Here is a 15,232-nt window from a genome sequence, read left to right as displayed (position 1 = left end):
CTACTTCCGCAGCTCGATGACCGTCTTGCCGATGCGGATCGGCGCACCGGGCGGGATCGGTGTCGGTGTGGTGAGCCGGGTCCGGTCCAGGTACGTGCCGTTGGTGGAGCCCAGGTCCTCGACGATCCACTGGCCGTCGCGGTCCGGGTAGATCCTGGCGTGGCGGCTGGAGGCGTAGTCGTCGTCCAGCACGATCGTCGAGTCGTGGGCCCGGCCGAGCGTGATGGTCTGGCCCTGGAGGGCCACGGTGGTGCCGGTGAGCGACCCCTCGGTGACCACCAGCTTGGTCGGGGCGCCGCGGCGCTGCCGCCCGCCGCGGGCCGCCTGCTGCGGGGCCTGGCGCGGCTGGGGAGGGCGCTGGGCCTCGGCGCGGCGGGCCGTGCGCTGGGTCACGCGGGTGCCGAAGAGGTCGCTCCTGATGACCTGCACGGTCACGATGACGAACAGCCACAGTACGGCGAGAAAACCCAACCGCATGACCGTCAGGGTCAGCTCTGACATTGCCCCCGCTTCACCCTTCGGCTTGCCGGTAAATGATCGTGGTGCTGCCCACGACGATGCGTGAGCCGTCGCGGAGCGTAGCGTGCGTGGTGTGCTGTCCGTCCACCACGATGCCGTTGGTGGAGCCCAGATCCTGGACCGTCGCCGGATTTCCGGCCCTGATCTCGCAGTGGCGCCGCGAGACACCGGGATCGTCGATCCGCACGTCGGTCTCGGTGGAGCGGCCCAGCACCAGGGTGGGGCGGGAGATCTGGTGGCGGGTGCCGTTGATCTCGATCCAGCGGCGGGTCCGGCCGGGCGGCACCGGAGCGCCGGGGGCGTGCCCGGGGGGCGGTCCGGCGGGCATGGGAGGCGGACCGGCCGGGCGCTGTGGCGGGTACCCGTAGCCGCCGGGGGCTCCGGGGGCTCCGGGGGCGTGTGCGGGAGGCGGCGCGCCGTGCGGGGACTGGTGCTGGGAGGTGCTGGAGGCGAGGGTGCGGCTGCGCACCCGGTACAGGCCGGTGTCGAGGTCGTCGGCCCGCTCCAGGCCGACCTTGACCGAGCCCATGAACGTGTAGCGCTGCTGCTTGGCGTACTCGCGCACCATGCCGGCCAGCTCGTCGCCGAGCTGCCCGGAGTAGGGGCTGAGGCGCTCGAAGTCCGGTGCGCTGAGCTGGACGACGAAGTCGTTGGGGACGACCGTCCGCTCCCGGTTCCAGATGGTGGCGTTGTTGTCGCACTCGCGCTGGAGGGCGCCCGCGATCTCGACGGGCTGCACCTCGGATTTGAACACCTTGGCGAAGGTGCCGTTGACGAGACCCTCGAGACGCTGCTCGAAGCGCTTCAGAACTCCCACGGTGCACCTCCTTCCCCGATGCCCACGGCTTCAGTGCGCCGGTCGCGGTCGCGCACGACGCGTTGCCTTCCGATACTGCTTACTGATCGTATCCACGCGCGGGGTGAACGGCTGGTTCCCCACCGGGGCCCGGCGCGCGGGTGTCAACCCTCACACGGATCGTAGAGGTGGCACGGGACCAGTGTCCCAAACCGTGGGCGGTCGATATGGGTGTGAGACCACCCCGGACAGCGTGCTAATGTTCTGTGTGTCGCCAGGCGATCCCGCCGGACCGGACGAGAGCAGTCCGGAGGGTGTGGGAGAATCAGAGCGGCAACACCCATGCGCGGGTGGCGGAATAGGCAGACGCGCTGGATTCAGGTTCCAGTGCCCGAAAGGGCGTGGGGGTTCAACTCCCCCCTCGCGCACAGAGAGACGAGCCTCTCACGGTGACGAAAGTCACCGTGAGAGGCTCGCTTCGTTTTCCGGGCGGTCGCGGTTCCGGACCGGTCGCGGTTCCGGGGCGGTCCGGGGCTGCCCGGCGCCGGGCCGAGGGGTACCTTCGAGTCCGCTGATCGTCGCGGTCGGCGCGGGTCCGCCCCGGTCGGTGCGCTGGCCCGCCGCCGACCGCTGGTAAGGAGCAGGGGGTGGGGGCCGTGGACGAGCGGCTGCCGTATGTGCCGGGCTTCGCGGACCGGAGGAGCCCGCGGGCACCGAAGCGGGAGGGCAGGGCGCTGCGGGAGGCGGTGCCCAGGCGGGCGCACGCCGGGTTCTTCGAGGCTCCGGGGCGGCCGGACGCGGTGACGGCCGTGGAGGAGTCCAACCGGGGCCGGATCGGGGAACTGGTGCCGATCCGGGTCGGCCGGATGGTCGCCTCCCCCTTCGCGTTCCTGCGCGGCTCCGCCGGGCTGATGGCGTACGACCTGGCGCACGGCACACCCGCCACCGGTGTCGGCGCGCAGATCTGCGGTGACGCGCACGCCGCGAACTTCGGCCTCTACGGCGACGCCCGCGGCGGACTGACCATCGACCTGAACGACTTCGACGAGACCGTGCGCGGCCCCTGGGAGTGGGACCTCAAGCGGCTGGCCGCCTCCCTGGTGCTGGCCGGGCGGGAGGCGGGTGCGGACGAGGACGTGTGCCGGACGGCGGCCTGCGACGCGGCCGGCGCCTACCGGCACACCCTGCGGCTGCTGGCGAGGATGCCGGCGGCCGACGCCTGGAACGCCGTCGCCGACGAGGAACTCGTCTCGCACGCCGACGCCCACGACCTGCTGGGCACCCTCCGGCGGGTCTCGGAGAAGGCCCGGCGCAACACCAGTGCGCGCTTCGCCGCCAAGTCCACCCGGGAGACCGGCGACGGCGGCCGGGTCTTCGTGGACGCCCCGCCGGTGCTGCGCAGGGCGTCGGACGAGGAGGCGGCGGCCGTGGCCGCCTCGCTGGAGGAGTACCTGGGAACGCTGCCCGAGGACCGGCTGCCGCTGCTGGCGCGGTACGCGATCCACGACGTGGCGTTCCGGGTCGTGGGCACCGGCAGCGTGGGCACGCGCTCGTACGTGGTGCTGCTCCTGGACCACCGGGGCAAGCCGCTGGTGCTCCAGGTGAAGGAGGCGCGGCCGTCGGTGCTGCGGCCGTACACGGCCCTGACGGGCATCACCGGGCCGGAGGCGGAGCCGGGGCCGGAGTCGGGTGCGGGGCACGAGGGACACGAGGGGCGCCGGGTGGTGCTGGGGCAGCAGCGCATGCAGGTGGTCTCCGACACGCTGCTGGGGTGGACGACGGTGGAGGGGCGGCCGTACCAGGTGAGGCAGTTCCGCAACCGCAAGGGCAGCGTGGACCCCGCGGCGCTGGGCGCCGACGAGATCGACGACTACGCGCGGATGACCGGGGCCCTGCTGGCCCGTGCGCACTCCCACAGCGCCGATCCGCTGCTGCTGGCGGGGTACTGCGGCAAGTCGGAGGAACTGGACGAGGCGGTGGCCGCCTTCGCGGTCGCCTACGCCGACCGTACCGAGAGGGACCACGCGGAGCTGGCGGCCGCGGTGCGCGCCGGGCGGCTGCCGGCCGAGCGGGAGGTGTGAGGACGGGACGCGGGGCCGCGCTTGAGGGGCCGCGGGGGCCCGCGGGGGCCTGCGGGAGCCTGCGCGGAGGCGGGAGTGCAGGCGGGTTGTGAGGGCGGGATGTGGGGCCCGGGCAGGGGGAGCCGTAGGCTGGCCGGGTGGTGCCGCCGTCCGGCCGGGGACCTTCCCGGTGGCCGCGGCGCGAATCCCGGTCAGGGTCACGGTCAGGGCCGGGGCGCAGTGGAACGCCGTCGCGAGGAAGCCCGTGGATCCGGAAGCCCAGCAGGAAGCCCGGCAGGCCGGGCACGAACCGCACGAGCCGCACGAACCGCAGGACGCGCCGGAGGCCGCCCCGAGCGCCGACGGGGAGGCCGTCGAGCGTCTGGAGCGGGCCGTGCGCGCGGCCGAGACGGCGCTGATCGAGTACGAGATCGCCGTGGAGACCTTCCGGGTCGAGGTGGAGAACTTCTCCCGGCTGCACGAGCAGCGGCTCGGCCCGCTGTACGGCCGGATCGAGGAACTGGACGTCCTGATCGCCGAGGCGCTGGCCGCGTGCACCGGCGACCCCGAGGACGTGCGCAGGGCGCGCGAGGCCCGTGCGTCCTTCCTGCCGATGCCGGCCGTGGAGGAGCTGTACCAGGGCTGGATGGACTCCGCCGGGCTGCCGCCGGAGGCCGTCGCGATGCTCACCGGGCAGCGGGTGCGGCCTCCGGAGCGGGTGCGGCCCAGCGAGCGGGCCAGGCGTCTGTACCGGGAGCTGGTGCGCTCCGCGCATCCGGACCTGGTGCAGGACGAGGCGGAGCGCGGGCGGCGCGAGGAGTTCATGACCCGGGTGAACAAGGCGTACTCCGACGGTGACGAGGAGACGCTCGCCGCGCTGGCCGAGGAGTGGACCGCGGGGCCGCCGACCGTAGCGGAGCGGGCGGCCGCCCGCGGCGAGGAGCTGTACGCGCGCCTGGAGTGGCTGGCGCGGCGCAAGGAGACGCTGGCCGCGGCCGTGGCGGAACTGGAGGAGGGCGCGATCGGCTCCATGCTCAGGCTCGCGCCCGACGATCCGGACGGCCTGCTGGAGGAGATCGCCGGGCGGCTGCGCGAGCGGATCGCCGAGAAGGAGGCGCGTCTGGCCGAGCTGAACGGCCGGATGGGGCAGGCGGGGTGGACCGGCCACCAGGCGGAGCGGCCGGGGCCGACGGGTTAGGTTCCCGGCCGGTGGCCGGGCGGGGCGTCCGGCCGGAGCGTGCGAGTGTGCGAGTGTGCGAGACGGCGCCGGAGGACCGGGGCCGGGTGAGAGGGGCGTGACCTGATGCAGTACGGCCGGATTCCTTCGGTGGAGGCCACGGCGGTGCCGTCGGAGGGCCTGCTGCTGGACGTCCGGGAGGACGACGAGTGGGCGGCCGGGCACGCCGAGGCGGCCCTGCACGTGCCGATGAGCGAGTTCGTGGAGCGGTTCGGCGAGGTGACCGAGAAGGCCGCGGATCGGCGGGTGTACGTGGTCTGCCGGGTCGGCGGCCGGTCGGCGCAGGTCACGCGGTACCTGCTGGGGCAGGGCATCGACGCGGTGAACGTCGACGGCGGCATGCTGGCCTGGGAGGCGGCCGGGAAGCCGCTGGTGAACGACGGGCAGGGGCCCGCCCACGTGGCGTGAGGTGTGAGCGAGAGGGGCCCGGCGCGGGGTCGGAGTGCGCCGGGCCCGCCGGCTGTGCGAAAGCCGGCCGTACGGAAGGGCCGTGGGCCGTACCGCCTGAGAAGCCCTGAGGTGCTCTGAGGGGCCCTGAGGTGCTCTGAGACGCCCTGAGGCGCTCTGAGGGGCACCGGGGAACAGGGGGCTCCTCAGGCGTCGAAGTCCACCTCGACGGCCTCGGTGACCGGCCGTGACTGGCAGGCCAGCACATACCCCGCCGAGACCTCCTCCGGCTCCAGGGCGAAGTTGCGGTCCATGCTCACCTCGCCGGACACCAGCCGCACACGGCAGGTGCCGCACACCCCGCCCTTGCAGGCGTAGGGCGCGTCGGAGCGGTTGCGCAGCACCGTCTCCAGCAGCGTCTCGCCCTCGGCGGCGGGCCAGACGCCCATCCGGCCGTCGAGCGTGGCGGTGAGCTTGGAACCGCCCGGCGCGGTACGGGCGGCAGTCCGCTGCTCCGCGGCCGGGGAGGCGTCGTCCACATGGAAGATCTCCTGGTGGACCGCGGCGGCGGGCACCCCGAGCGCGGTCAGCGCGCGCTCGGACTCCCGTACCAGCCCGTGTGGCCCGCACAGGAACCAGCCGTCCACGTCGGGCACCGGCAGCAGGGCGGGCAGCAGGTCGGCGAGGCGCTCGGCGTCGAGCCGCCCGGTGGGCAGGCCCGCCTGGCGCTCCTCGCGGGAGAGCGTGTGCACCAGATGGAAGCGGTCCGGGTGGCGGTCCTTCAGCTCGGCGACCTCGTCCAGGAACATCGCCGACGCCGCGGTGCGGTCGGTGCGGATCAGGCAGAACCGGGCGTCCGGCTCCTCGGCCAGCAGCGTGGCGGCGATGGACAGCACCGGCGTGATACCGCTGCCGCCGACGACAGCCGCGAAGCGGCCGGGGCGGGGACGCAGGGTGAAGCGGCCCGTCGGGGGCATCACGTCGACCGTGTCCCCGGCGGACAGCTCCTTGACGGCGTGGACGGAGAACGCGCCGCCCTCCACCAGCCGGATGCCGACCCGGAGCACCGGCTCGGCGGGCGCGGGGACGGCGGGGGAGCAGACGGAGTAGGTGCGGCGCACCTCCGCGCCGTCCACCTCGCGCCGCAGGGTGACGTGCTGGCCCGGGACGTGGCGGAAGGTGTCGTGCAGCTCGGGCGGCACCTCGAACGCCACGGCCACCGAGTCGTCCGTGAGCCGCTCGACCTCGCGGACCCGGAGCGGATGGAACCTCATAGCAGCTCCTTGAAGTGGTCGAACGGCTCCCGGCAGGAGGCGCAGCGGCGCAGCGCCTTGCAGGCGGTGGAGGAGAAGCGGCTGAGCAGGGTGGTGTCGGTCGAGCCGCAGTGGGGACAGCGGATGGCCAGGTCCACCGTGACCGGACCGCCACCGTCGGAGGCACCCGCGCCGGGCCGGGGCGGGGCTATCCCGAACTCGGCCAGCTTGCGGCGGCCCTCGGCGGTGATCGCGTCCGTCGTCCAGGGCGGGGAGAGGACCGTGCGGACCGTCACCTCCGCCACACCGTGCTCGCGCAGCGCCCGCTCCACGTCGGCGGACATCGCCTCCACCGCCGGGCAGCCGGTGTAGGTGGGGGTCAGCTCGACCTCCACCCGGCCGGGCCCGGTCATGTGCAGACCGCGCAGCACTCCCAGCTCGGCCAGGGACACCACCGGCAGTTCCGGGTCCGGGACGGAGCCGGCGATCTCACGCAGCTCCGCCTCCAGCCCCGTTGTCTCCGCAGCCGTCTCCGCAGTCGCTTCCGCCGTCGCTTCCGCCGCCTTTGCCGGGGGCGTCACCACGACGCTCCCGGGTGGCTGCGGTGCAGATGCTGCATCTCGGCGAGCATCCGGCCGAACGGCTCGGTGTGGACGCCCTGCCGTCCGGCGCCGGCGGCCCAGGGGCTGCTCCGCGGCCCTTCGGGGACGGTGAGGGTCGCACGCTCCAGCACGGCGGTGATGCGCCGCGCCCACTCCTCGTCCAGCCCGGCCCAGTCGACGTTCAGGCCCTCGACGGGCCGGAACAGTTCGCCGGTGTAGCGCCACAGCCCCTCCAGCGCGTCCTTCATGCGCTTGTGGCTCGCCTCGGTGCCGTCGCCCAGGCGCAGCGTCCAGTGCTCGGCGTGGTCGCGGTGGTAGGCGACCTCCTTGACCGCCTTGGCGGCCAGCGCGGCGAGCTCCGCGTCGTCGGTGCCGCCACCGGCCAGCCGCTCGTACAGCAGCTCCTGGTAGGCGGAGAAGTACAGCTGGCGGGCGATGGTGTGGGCGAAGTCGCCGTTCGGCTGCTCGACGAGCTGCACGTTGGTGAAGGCCCGCTCCTCGCGGAGATACGCCAGCTCGTCCTCGTCCCCGGCCATCGTCAGCAGGGTGCGGGCCTGGCCCAGGAGATCCAGCGCGATGTTGGCGAGGGCGACATCCTCTTCCAGAACGGGCGCGTTCCCGGCCCACTCCCCCAGCCGGTGGGAGAGGACCAGCGCGTCGTCGCCGAGGGCCAGCACGGCCGTACGGGGAGCGCTCACAGGTGTCGCACCCCTTCCGGGACCTCGTAGAAGGTGGGGTGGCGGTAGGGCTTGTCGGCGGCGGGCTCGAAGAACGGATCCTTCTCGTCGGGCGAGGAGGCGGTGACCGCCGAGGACGGCACCACCCAGATCGAGACGCCCTCCGACCGCCGGGTGTACAGGTCCCGCGCGTTGCGCAGGGCCATCTCGGCGTCGGGCGCGTGCAGGCTTCCGGCGTGGGTGTGGGACAGGCCGCGCCTGCTGCGGACGAAGACCTCCCACAGGGGCCATTCGCTGGTGGTCATGCCGCCGTCCTTCCGTCGCCGTCCTGCTCGCCGTGCTTGCGGGCGTACGCCGCGGCGGCCTCGCGCACCCAGGCGCCCTCCTCGTGGGCGCGGCGGCGGCGGTCCAGCCGCTGCTCGTTGCAGGGGCCGTTGCCGCGCAGCACCTCGTGGAACTCGGACCAGTCGATCGGCCCGAAGTCGTAGTGTCCGCGCTCCCCGTTCCACCGCAGCTCGGGGTCGGGCAGGGTCAGCCCGAGGGACTCGGCCTGGGGCACGCAGATGTCCACGAAGCGCTGGCGCAGCTCGTCGTTGGAGTGCCGCTTGATCTTCCAGGCCATCGACTGGGCCGAGTGCTTCGAGGCGTCGTCGGGCGGCCCGAACATCATCAGCGACGGCCACCACCAGCGGTCCACGGCGTCCTGCGCCATGGCGTGCTGGGCCTCGGTGCCCCGGCTCAGCGCGAGCAGCAGCTCGTACCCCTGGCGCTGGTGGAAGGACTCCTCCTTGCAGACACGGACCATGGCCCGCGCGTAGGGCCCGTAGGAGCAGCGGCACAGCGGCACCTGGTTGGTGATGGCCGCGCCGTCCACAAGCCAGCCGATCGCGCCGACGTCGGCCCAGGTCAGGGTGGGGTAGTTGAAGATCGAGGAGTACTTCTGGCGCCCGGAGTGCAGCTTGTCCAGCAGCTCGTCGCGACTGGCGCCGAGTGTCTCGGCGGCGCTGTAGAGATAGAGCCCGTGCCCCGCCTCGTCCTGCACCTTGGCCATCAGGATCGCCTTGCGGCGCAGTGAGGGCGCACGCGTGATCCAGTTGGCCTCCGGCTGCATGCCGATGATCTCGGAGTGGGCGTGCTGGGCGATCTGGCGCACCAGCGTGGCGCGGTAGGCGTCGGGCATCCAGTCGCGCGGCTCGATCCGCTCGTCCGCCGCGATCGCCGCGTCGAACGCCTCCTCGTGCGCTCCGGGACCTCCGCCCCGGTCCGTCTCCGGCAGCAGCGTCGTCATGCAGAGCTCCCTTGCTCCTGGCGAGGAACCAACCGACCGATCGTTCGGTTCAATGGTGGTCGTCCGGGCCCCAAGGTGTCAAGGCTGTGGATAACCTCGTAGGGCCGCCGCGGACCGGGGCGGCCGCGGGGGAACGCGACCGGTGTCGCGGGGTCGTGAGAGCGGGGCCCGGCCGGGCCCGAGATCGGGGAGGGCATGGATCCACAAGTACAGACGCGCCATGAGGCGCCCCCGGACGCGCCGCCCCCGGCGGCGGACGGCGGATCCTCCGGGACGCTTCCGGAGGAGCCCCCCGGGGACGCCCCGGGGGTGATGTCGCTCCCGCCCGCGGCGCGGATCGCCGTCGCGGTGGCGCTGGGCGTCGTCACCGTGCTCACCGGCGTGCACCTGGCGATGGTCTTCCTGCACGTCGCGCCGGACAACACCCTCAGCAAGCAGCACGGTTCGACGGTCTCGGACTACATCAACCCCGAGTTCGAGCAGAACTGGAAGCTGTTCGCCCCCAACCCGCTCCAGCAGAACATCGCCGTCCACGCCCGCGCGGAGGTGGTCCGGCCGGACGGCGGACGCGAGCGGACCGGCTGGGTGGACCTGACGGCGATGGACATCGGCAACATCCGCGGCAACCCCTTCCCCAGCCACACCGACCAGAACGAGCTCCGCCGCGCCTGGGACTTCTTCACCGGCTCGCACGACGCGGAGAACCGCTCCAACGGGCTGCGCGGGGACCTCTCCGAGGAGTATCTGCGGCGGATCGTGATGTCGCGGTTCGGGCCCGAGCTGAACGGCGGCGAGATCCGGCGCGTACAGGTGCGGTCGGCGACCACACCGGTCGCGCCGCCGCCGTGGAGCGGTGAGAGAGCGGACACCGGGACCACGTACCGGGTGCTGCCCTGGTGGCCGGTCGACCGCACGGACATCCCGGAGGACCAGTGACACAGTCCGAGAACGGCTCCCCCGCCCCCGTTCCCGCCCCCGTCCCCGCCCCCGCCGCGTCCGTCCCCGGCGCCCGGCGGGCCGGGGAGCAGCCGCCCGGGGCCGGGGAGCGGCCGGCCGGCGAACCGCCCGCCGCGCCGCCCGGTCCGCGGTCGCGGCGCCTGCTGTCGAGGGTCGACGAAGCGGTCGTGAGCGGCATCGTCAAGGTCAGCGACCGGGCGCTGGGCCCGTACCAGAGCGCGGTCGTCCGGATCGGCTTCTCCTTCACCTGGCTGGTCTTCCTGCTCTTCGAGTGGCCCCACCGGCGCGAGCTGTACGGCCCGGACGGCCCGTGGAGCTGGGAGCTGGGCGAGCGGCTGGTGGCGAGCAACCACGCCTTCACGGTGCTGCTGTGGTCCGACAGCGCCGTCTGGTTCGAGGCCGTCTACGCCCTCGCCGTCCTCTCCTCCGCCGCGCTGCTGGTCGGCTGGCGCACCAGGACCATGTCGGTGCTGTTCATGGTCGGTGTGCTCTCCCTGCAGAACCGCAGCGTCTTCATGGGCGACGGCGGCGACAACGTCATCCATCTGATGGCGATGTACCTGGTGCTCACCCGCTGCGGCCGGGTCTGGTCGCTCGACGCCCGCCGCGCCCGCCGCTTCGGTGCCGGGAGCGGCGCGGGCGCCGGAGGGAACGATCTGGTCGGCATCGCGCTGTGGTCGCTGCTCGGCGCCGTCCTGCTGGTGGCCACCGCGGGCGGCCGGCTGAGCTGGTTCGGCGACGACGGACCGGTGCTCTACGTGGGCTGGGCGACCTTCCTGTGGGGCCTGTGGCTGGTGTACGGACTGTGGTGGTACGTCACCCGCCCCGCGGACGGACGGGCCGGGCGGGAGAACGTCCGTCGGCTGATGGACGTCCTGGGCAACATCGTCCACAACGCCGTCCTGCTGATCATCATGGTCGAGGTCTGCCTGATCTACGCGACCGCGGGCTGGTACAAGATCCAGGGCTCCCGCTGGCAGGACGGCACCGCCGTCTACTACCCCCTGCACCTGGACTACTTCTCCCCCTGGCCGGCCCTCGCCGAGGTGCTGGGCAGCAGTGGGCTGATGGTCCTGCTGCTCACCTACGGCACGGTGATCGTCCAGGTCGCCTTCCCCTTCACCCTCTTCAACCGCCGGGTGAAGAACGTGCTGCTCGCCGTGATGATGCTGGAGCACGCCTCCATCGCCGTCATTCTCGGGCTGCCCTTCTTCTCGCTCGCGATGATCGCGGCCGACGCCGTCTTCCTGCCGACGGTCTTCCTGGTCTGGATCGGGGCCAGGGCTTCCCGGGTGGCCGGACGGCTGCGCCGCGGCCGCCCGCGCGAGCCGGAGGGGGAGACGGAGCCGTCCGGGGCCTCCGGGGCCGTCGGCCCCGCACGTACCCTCGTGGGGTGAGCGAAGGCGAGAGGGAGAGCCGGCCCGTGCGGGACGAGCCTGTGCGGAACGAGCCCGTGCGGGACGAGCCGGTGCAGTACGACGAGGGCTACGGCACGGAGGTGGGCGTCGGCCCCCACCCCGAGCCGTGGCCGGCCGGTGAGCGATACGACCCGGAACTGCTGGCCGCCGGCGACCGGCGCAACGTCGCGGACCGCTACCGCTACTGGACCCGGGAGGCGATCGTCGCCGACCTCGACACCCGGCGGCACGACTTCCACGTCGCGGTGGAGAACTGGAACCACGACTTCAACATCGGCAGTGTCGTGCGCACCGCCAACGCCTTCCTGGCCAGGGAGATCCACATCGTCGGAAAGCGCCGGTGGAACCGGCGCGGTGCGATGGTCACCGACCGGTACCAGCACATCACCCACCACCCGGACGTGGCCGCGCTGGCCGACTGGGCACGGGCCGAGGGACTGCCGGTCATCGGGATCGACAACCTCCCCGGCGCCGTCCCGCTGGAGACGACCGAACTGCCCCGCCGCTGTGTGCTGCTCTTCGGCCAGGAAGGCCCGGGGCTGACGCAGGAGGCCTGGAAGCACGCCGAACGCGTCTGTTCCATCGCCCAGTTCGGCTCCACCCGGTCCATCAACGCGGGCGCGGCGGCGGCCATCGCCATGCACGCCTGGATCCGCGCGCACGCCGACATCGGCTGAGAGCGCCCCGCCGGGAACCGTCCGGCCCGGGGCCCGCCGAACGGCGGGCCCCGGGGGCGGGGGCGTCAGGCCTGCCGGCGGACCTCCACCACGCGGAAGCGGCTCGCCACGAACGCCCCGTCGCACAGCGCGGCGTTGGCCGCCGGGTTGCCGCCGGAGCCGTGGAAGTCGGAGAACGCCGCGGTCTGGTTCACGTACACCCCGCCGGTGAGGTTCAGCGAGAGCTGGGCGCACTCCTCCAGGCAGGCCTCTTCCACCAGCCGCTCCACCTCGGGCGAGGTGGTGTAGGCGCCGACCGTCATCGCGCCCTTCTCCCGGACGGTGCGACGCAGCAGCTCGACCGCCTCGGCCGTGGAGTCCACGGCGACGGCGAAGGAGACCGGGCCGAAGCACTCCGACATGCAGACCTCCTCCGACTCGGGCTTCGCCCCGTCCAGCCCGACGATCGCCGGAGTGCGGACCGTGGCGCCGGGGAATTCCGGATGCTCCACCGCGCGCGAGGCCAGGATGGTCTCGCCCAGCTCCGAAGCGCCCTCCAGCCGCTCGCGCACCCCGGGGTTGACGATCGCGCCCAGCAGCGCCGCCGCCCGCTGGTCGTCGCCCAGCAGCTTGTCCACCGCGCCCGCCAGGTCCGCGGTGAACTCCTCGTAGGACTTGTGGCCCGCGTCCGTGTCGATGCCGCCGCGCGGGATCAGCAGGTTCTGCGGGGTGGTGCACATCTGGCCGCTGTAGAGGGACAGGGAGAAGGCCAGATTGCCCAGCATGCCCCGGTAGTCGTCGGTGGAGTCGACGACGATCGTGTTCACGCCGGCCTTCTCGGTGAAGACCTGGGCCTGGCGGGCGTTGGCCTCCAGCCAGTCGCCGAAGGCGGTCGACCCCGTGTAGTCGATGATCCGGACCTCGGGGCGCAGAGCCAGCTCCCTTGCGATGCCCTCGCCGTCCCGCTCGGCGGCCAGCGCCACCGTGTTCGGGTCGAATCCGGCCTCGGCGAGGACCTCACGGGCGACCCGCACCGTCATCGCCAGCGGCAGGACCGCGCGCGGGTGCGGCTTGACCAGCACCGGATTGCCCGTGGCCAGGGAGGCGAACAGACCCGGGTAGCCGTTCCAGGTGGGGAAGGTGTTGCAGCCGATCATCAGCGAGACGCCGCGCGGCACCGGCGTGAACTCCTTGGTCAGCTCCAGCGGATCCCGCTTGCCCTGCGGCTTGGACCACCGCGCCGAGGCCGGGGTGCGGGTCTGCTCGGCGTAGGCGTACGCCACCGCCTCCAGACCGCGGTCCTGGGCGTGCGGGCCGCCGGCCTGCATCGCCATCAGATACGCCTGCCCGCTGGTGTGCATCACCGCGTGGGCGAACTCGTGGGTGCGCGCGTTGATCCGGGCCAGGATCTCCAGGCACACCAGCGCCCTCACCCGAGGCCCGGCGTCCCGCCAGGCGGGCAGCGCGGCACGCATCGCGGGCAGCAGCGCCCCGACGTCGGCGTGCGGGTACTCCACGCCCAGCTCGACGCCGTACGGCGAGACCTCGCCGCCCACCCAGCCGTCCGTGCCGGGCTGGTCCAGCTCGAAACGGCCGCCCAGCAGGGTGTCGAAAGCGGCCTTCCCCTCGGCGGGGCCGAGCGTGCCGTGCTCCTCGCCGTACGCCTTGGGATGCTCCGGATACGGGGACCAGTACTCCCGGGTGCGGATCGCCTCCAGTGCCCTCTCGAGCGTCGGGCGGTGCCTGTCGGCGAGCTCCTCCGGGGTCAGCGGCGGGGCCTGGGTGGGTGCGGCGGCCATCGGGGACCAACTCCTCGTCGAGCTTGTCGAGCGGGCGGCGGCGCCCGTACGGACGGCGCCCGGGCGGGCCGTGGAGGGCACGCGGGCGGCCGTGCGCGGACGGACGGACAGGTAGATACTGCTACCGAACGATCGGTCGGGGCAAGAGGGGCAGGCCGCCTGTGGATAACATCGAGGCCATGCCAGCCGAGCCGCCAGCCGAGCCGCCAGCCGAGCCGCCAGTCGAGCCGCCAGCCAAGCCGCCAGTCGAGCCGTCGGCCGGGTCGCCGGTCAAGCCGTCGGCCAAGCCGCCGGGGCGCGACACCTACACGCCCGAGTCGCTCCTCGCGGTGGCCGTGGAGGTGTTCAACGAGCGCGGTTACGACGGCACCTCGATGGAGCACCTCTCCCGTGCGGCGGGGATCTCCAAGTCCTCCATCTACCACCACGTGCGGAGCAAGGAGGAGTTGCTGCGCCGGGCGATAGCCCGCGCCCTCGACGGTCTCTTCGCCATCCTGGACGAACCGGACGCCGGCCGGGGACGGGCGATCGAACGGCTGGAACACGTCGCCCGCCGCACCACCGAGGTGCTGATGGCCGAGCTGCCCTACGTCACCCTGCTGCTGCGGGTGCGGGGCAACACCCGCACCGAGCGCTGGGCGATGGAGCGCCGCCGGGAGTTCGACCACCGGGTGGCCGGGCTGCTGAAGGCCGCCGCGGCCGAGGGCGACATCCGCTCGGACCCCGACGCCCGGCTGGCCACCCGGCTGCTGTTCGGAATGATCAACTCCATCGTGGAGTGGTACCGTCCGCAGCCCGGGGACGCCGCGGACCGCGAGCGGGTCGCCGACGCCGTGGTGCGGCTGGCCTTCGAGGGGCTGCGCAAGCAGTAGCGGCGTGCAGGCGGTGGCGGCGCGGGAGCCGGGGGCGGGGACCGGGTGAGACCCGCCGCTCACGGCTCGGGTTCGAGGTCGGTCTCCTCGAAGACCAGCAGGGTGCGGGTGCTCAGCACCTCCGGCATCGCCTGGATCCGGGTGAGCACCAGTTCCCGCAGCGCCCGGTTGTCGGCGGTGTGCACCAGCAGCAGCACATCGAAGTCGCCGCTGACCAGCGCGATGTGCGCGGCGCCCGGCAGCGCCTGGAGCTTCTCGCGCACCGCGCGCCAGGAGTTCTGCACGATCTTCAGCGTGATGTACGCCGACGCGCCCTGTCCGGCGCGCTCATGGTCCACCCGGGCCGTGAAGCCGCGTATCACCCCGTCCTCCACGAGACGGTTGATCCGGGCGTACGCGTTCGCCCGGGACACGTGCACCCGTTCGGCTACCGACCGTATCGAGGCGCGCCCGTCCAGCTGCAGCATCCGCAGGATGGACCGGTCGACGGGATCGAGCGGTCTGGCGGGCGGCCGGCTCCCCTCCTCCGGCGCCTCGGGGGCCATCTGTTCTCCCGGCATGGCCTGCCGCCTCCCCTCCATGGACGTCCTGCCGACATCCCACGCCGCGCAGAACCGTTTGTCCACAGGGCGGTGCCACCCGTAGCCAAAATGAGCCGGCGACCGAACAATCGGTAGGGGGATCGCCGGATCCAGTGCGTCCCCCTGCCCG

The 15,232-nt window shown here is 73.1% G+C and carries 16 protein-coding genes and 1 tRNA gene; 8 read left to right on the top strand and 9 right to left on the bottom strand.

Going from position 1 to position 15,232, the window contains the following annotated elements; genetic code table 11:
* Together CUT83_RS00955 and CUT83_RS00950 are read right to left on the bottom strand one after the other, a co-directional pair.
* Complete coding sequence (locus CUT83_RS00955) at window positions 1-501, bottom strand: FHA domain-containing protein FhaB/FipA (protein ID WP_093851012.1); 501 nt, start codon at window positions 499-501, stop codon at window positions 1-3.
* 10 nt (window positions 502-511) lie between these two features.
* Window positions 512-1,336 (bottom strand): FHA domain-containing protein, encoded by an 825-nt coding sequence (locus CUT83_RS00950; RefSeq protein ID WP_101253965.1) that lies wholly within the window; start codon window positions 1,334-1,336, stop codon window positions 512-514.
* A gap of 323 nt (window positions 1,337-1,659) precedes the next feature.
* On the opposite strand from CUT83_RS00950, the gene CUT83_RS00945 reads away from it, so the two are divergent.
* From CUT83_RS00945 to CUT83_RS00930, 4 genes are all read left to right on the top strand, one after another.
* Window positions 1,660-1,743, top strand: a tRNA-Leu gene (locus tag CUT83_RS00945).
* 219 nt (window positions 1,744-1,962) lie between these two features.
* Window positions 1,963-3,396: a DUF2252 domain-containing protein gene (locus tag CUT83_RS00940; protein ID WP_101253964.1), complete on the top strand. Its 1,434-nt coding sequence runs from the start codon at window positions 1,963-1,965 to the stop codon at window positions 3,394-3,396.
* A 244-nt stretch (window positions 3,397-3,640) separates the two neighbouring features.
* Complete coding sequence (locus CUT83_RS00935) at window positions 3,641-4,573, top strand: J domain-containing protein (RefSeq protein ID WP_420882451.1); 933 nt, start codon at window positions 3,641-3,643, stop codon at window positions 4,571-4,573.
* A gap of 105 nt (window positions 4,574-4,678) precedes the next feature.
* Entirely contained in the window at window positions 4,679-5,020 is a 342-nt protein-coding gene (locus tag CUT83_RS00930; protein WP_101253963.1) for a rhodanese-like domain-containing protein, read from the top strand.
* Between the two features lie 185 nt (window positions 5,021-5,205).
* Here the strand turns inward: CUT83_RS00930 and CUT83_RS00925 are convergent, their stop codons facing one another.
* The 5 genes from CUT83_RS00925 to paaA all read right to left on the bottom strand — a co-directional run bounded on the left by CUT83_RS00925 (window position 5,206) and on the right by paaA (window position 8,819).
* The gene (locus CUT83_RS00925; protein ID WP_101253962.1) at window positions 5,206-6,273 is read right to left on the bottom strand and encodes a 2Fe-2S iron-sulfur cluster-binding protein; all 1,068 of its coding nucleotides are present in this window, start codon (window positions 6,271-6,273) and stop codon (window positions 5,206-5,208) included.
* Window positions 6,270-6,761 (bottom strand): 1,2-phenylacetyl-CoA epoxidase subunit PaaD, encoded by a 492-nt coding sequence (gene paaD, locus CUT83_RS00920; RefSeq protein WP_165869546.1) that lies wholly within the window; start codon window positions 6,759-6,761, stop codon window positions 6,270-6,272. The genes CUT83_RS00925 and paaD overlap by 4 nt, the downstream gene beginning before the upstream one ends.
* Window positions 6,762-6,829: 68 nt before the next feature.
* Complete coding sequence (gene paaC, locus CUT83_RS00915) at window positions 6,830-7,552, bottom strand: 1,2-phenylacetyl-CoA epoxidase subunit PaaC (RefSeq protein ID WP_101253960.1); 723 nt, start codon at window positions 7,550-7,552, stop codon at window positions 6,830-6,832.
* Window positions 7,549-7,836, bottom strand: coding sequence for a 1,2-phenylacetyl-CoA epoxidase subunit PaaB (paaB, locus tag CUT83_RS00910; protein WP_093851005.1), 288 nt, complete (start codon window positions 7,834-7,836; stop codon window positions 7,549-7,551). Before paaB ends, paaC begins: the two co-directional genes overlap by 4 nt.
* Window positions 7,833-8,819, bottom strand: a complete 987-nt coding sequence (gene paaA / locus CUT83_RS00905) for a 1,2-phenylacetyl-CoA epoxidase subunit PaaA (protein ID WP_101253959.1) — start codon at window positions 8,817-8,819, stop codon at window positions 7,833-7,835. The genes paaB and paaA overlap by 4 nt, the downstream gene beginning before the upstream one ends.
* 195 nt (window positions 8,820-9,014) lie before the next feature.
* On the opposite strand from paaA, the gene CUT83_RS00900 reads away from it, so the two are divergent.
* Genes CUT83_RS00900 through CUT83_RS00890 form a run of 3 tightly spaced genes read left to right on the top strand, consistent with a single transcriptional unit; the run spans window position 9,015 to window position 11,871 of the window.
* The gene (locus CUT83_RS00900) at window positions 9,015-9,755 is read left to right on the top strand and encodes a DUF5819 family protein (RefSeq protein WP_240958099.1); all 741 of its coding nucleotides are present in this window, start codon (window positions 9,015-9,017) and stop codon (window positions 9,753-9,755) included.
* A complete protein-coding gene (locus tag CUT83_RS00895) occupies window positions 9,752-11,173 on the top strand; it encodes an HTTM domain-containing protein (protein WP_439144990.1) in 1,422 nt (473 codons plus the stop codon). The genes CUT83_RS00900 and CUT83_RS00895 overlap by 4 nt, the downstream gene beginning before the upstream one ends.
* A 41-nt stretch (window positions 11,174-11,214) precedes the next feature.
* Window positions 11,215-11,871: a TrmH family RNA methyltransferase gene (locus tag CUT83_RS00890; RefSeq protein ID WP_194074691.1), complete on the top strand. Its 657-nt coding sequence runs from the start codon at window positions 11,215-11,217 to the stop codon at window positions 11,869-11,871.
* Between the two features lie 65 nt (window positions 11,872-11,936).
* On the opposite strand, the gene paaN is transcribed toward CUT83_RS00890, so the two are convergent.
* Window positions 11,937-13,649 carry a phenylacetic acid degradation protein PaaN gene (paaN, locus tag CUT83_RS00885; RefSeq protein ID WP_101253956.1) on the bottom strand — a complete coding sequence of 571 codons (1,713 nt, stop codon included), beginning with the start codon at window positions 13,647-13,649 and terminating at the stop codon, window positions 11,937-11,939.
* Between the two features lie 179 nt (window positions 13,650-13,828).
* On the opposite strand from paaN, the gene CUT83_RS00880 reads away from it, so the two are divergent.
* Window positions 13,829-14,521 (top strand): TetR/AcrR family transcriptional regulator, encoded by a 693-nt coding sequence (locus CUT83_RS00880; RefSeq protein WP_101253955.1) that lies wholly within the window; start codon window positions 13,829-13,831, stop codon window positions 14,519-14,521.
* Window positions 14,522-14,580: 59 nt separating this feature from the next.
* Here the strand turns inward: CUT83_RS00880 and CUT83_RS00875 are convergent, their stop codons facing one another.
* Window positions 14,581-15,081 carry an Lrp/AsnC family transcriptional regulator gene (locus tag CUT83_RS00875; protein ID WP_101253954.1) on the bottom strand — a complete coding sequence of 167 codons (501 nt, stop codon included), beginning with the start codon at window positions 15,079-15,081 and terminating at the stop codon, window positions 14,581-14,583.
* Window positions 15,082-15,232 lie beyond the last annotated feature (151 nt).

The sequence above is a fragment of the Streptomyces barkulensis genome, from assembly GCF_002843305.1.
Taxonomy (GTDB): domain Bacteria; phylum Actinomycetota; class Actinomycetes; order Streptomycetales; family Streptomycetaceae; genus Streptomyces; species Streptomyces barkulensis.
Note: the sequence above shows the minus strand (reverse complement) of the source record. Positions and strands in the feature narration are given on the sequence as shown.